Source organism: Enterobacter cloacae complex sp. IR5418 (genome assembly GCF_049238105.1).
Taxonomy (GTDB): domain Bacteria; phylum Pseudomonadota; class Gammaproteobacteria; order Enterobacterales; family Enterobacteriaceae; genus Enterobacter; species Enterobacter hormaechei.
This window is the reverse complement of sequence record NZ_JBMKHS010000096.1, coordinates 1-1,871: the sequence shown is the minus strand read 5'-3', so window position 1 is coordinate 1,871 and position 1,871 is coordinate 1. Positions and strand designations below refer to the sequence as shown.

General features: G+C 51.8%; 2 protein-coding genes and 1 pseudogene. All 3 read left to right on the top strand.

The features are described from left to right. Positions 1–63: 63 nt before the first annotated feature. The 3 genes and pseudogenes from dfrA12 (at position 64) to ACOTX7_RS24190 (ending at position 1,807) form a co-directional block, all read left to right on the top strand. Positions 64–561 (top strand): trimethoprim-resistant dihydrofolate reductase DfrA12, encoded by a 498-nt coding sequence (dfrA12, locus tag ACOTX7_RS24200; RefSeq protein ID WP_001083725.1) that lies wholly within the window; start codon positions 64–66, stop codon positions 559–561. Positions 562–672: 111 nt separating this feature from the next. Then, positions 673–963 (top strand): DUF1010 domain-containing protein, encoded by a 291-nt coding sequence (locus ACOTX7_RS24195; protein ID WP_001336345.1) that lies wholly within the window; start codon positions 673–675, stop codon positions 961–963. 5 nt (positions 964–968) lie between these two features. Next, a pseudogene (locus ACOTX7_RS24190) lies at positions 969–1,807 on the top strand (AadA family aminoglycoside 3''-O-nucleotidyltransferase). Positions 1,808–1,871: the final 64 nt, after the last annotated feature.

The window sequence follows — 1,871 nt, the reverse complement described above, 5'->3', positions numbered from 1 at the left end:
GATGTTATGGAGCAGCAACGATGTTACGCAGCAGGGCAGTCGCCCTAAAACAAAGTTAGCCATATGAACTCGGAATCAGTACGCATTTATCTCGTTGCTGCGATGGGAGCCAATCGGGTTATTGGCAATGGTCCTAATATCCCCTGGAAAATTCCGGGTGAGCAGAAGATTTTTCGCAGACTCACTGAGGGAAAAGTCGTTGTCATGGGGCGAAAGACCTTTGAGTCTATCGGCAAGCCTCTACCGAACCGTCACACATTGGTAATCTCACGCCAAGCTAACTACCGCGCCACTGGCTGCGTAGTTGTTTCAACGCTGTCGCACGCTATCGCTTTGGCATCCGAACTCGGCAATGAACTCTACGTCGCGGGCGGAGCTGAGATATACACTCTGGCACTACCTCACGCCCACGGCGTGTTTCTATCTGAGGTACATCAAACCTTCGAGGGTGACGCCTTCTTCCCAATGCTCAACGAAACAGAATTCGAGCTTGTCTCAACCGAAACCATTCAAGCTGTAATTCCGTACACCCACTCCGTTTATGCGCGTCGAAACGGCTAACCATTCCGTCAACGGGACGCCAAAATGCTGCGCATTTTGGTTCCCTCCGCTGCGCTCCGGCTCTCGTTACGTCCAACGTTAGCACCACTGAAACCCAGCTTTATTTAGCTCATGTTTATTCAAACGGCATTTAGCTTTTCAGGCGTTATTCAGTGCCTGTTTTGCCTTTTTTCCGGGCTTCGCCTGCATGGGCTGCGCAGGTTTTCAGTCTTTTTGGCCTCTAGCCCTTGCGTAGCAAGCGCAAGCAGCTATCGTTTTTGCAGTGCTGTGCCGCCTCGGTGGCGCAGCGTTTTTTCACGGTTAGCGCCCGTCGCCAAATTCAAGTTATCCGTTTTGGCTTCTGGTTCTAACATTTCGGTCAAGCCGACCCGCATTCTGCGGTCGGCTTACCTCGCCCGTTAGACATCATGAGGGAAGCGGTGACCATCGAAATTTCGAACCAACTATCAGAGGTGCTAAGCGTCATTGAGCGCCATCTGGAATCAACGTTGCTGGCCGTGCATTTGTACGGCTCCGCAGTGGATGGCGGCCTGAAGCCATACAGCGATATTGATTTGTTGGTTACTGTGGCCGTAAAGCTTGATGAAACGACGCGGCGAGCATTGCTCAATGATCTTATGGAGGCTTCGGCTTTCCCTGGCGAGAGCGAGACGCTCCGCGCTATAGAAGTCACCCTTGTCGTGCATGACGACATCATCCCGTGGCGTTATCCGGCTAAGCGCGAGCTGCAATTTGGAGAATGGCAGCGCAATGACATTCTTGCGGGTATCTTCGAGCCAGCCATGATCGACATTGATCTAGCTATCCTGCTTACAAAAGCAAGAGAACATAGCGTTGCCTTGGTAGGTCCGGCAGCGGAGGAATTCTTTGACCCGGTTCCTGAACAGGATCTATTCGAGGCGCTGAGGGAAACCTTGAAGCTATGGAACTCGCAGCCCGACTGGGCCGGCGATGAGCGAAATGTAGTGCTTACGTTGTCCCGCATTTGGTACAGCGCAATAACCGGCAAAATCGCGCCGAAGGATGTCGCTGCCGACTGGGCAATAAAACGCCTACCTGCCCAGTATCAGCCCGTCTTACTTGAAGCTAAGCAAGCTTATCTGGGACAAAAAGAAGATCACTTGGCCTCACGCGCAGATCACTTGGAAGAATTTATTCGCTTTGTGAAAGGCGAGATCATCAAGTCAGTTGGTAAATGATGTCTAACAATTCGTTCAAGCCGACCGCGCTACGCGCGGCGGCTTAACTCCGGCGTTAGATGCACTAAGCACATAATTGCTCACAGCCAAACTATCAGGTCAAGTCTGCTT

What these genes read in the sequence shown, in the direction of transcription:
- dfrA12 (WP_001083725.1), top strand. Translation starts at nt 64, where the DNA reads ATGAACTCGGAATCAGTACGCATTTATCTCGTTGCTGCGATGGGAGCC.
- ACOTX7_RS24195 (WP_001336345.1), top strand. Translation starts at nt 673, where the DNA reads ATGTTTATTCAAACGGCATTTAGCTTTTCAGGCGTTATTCAGTGCCTG.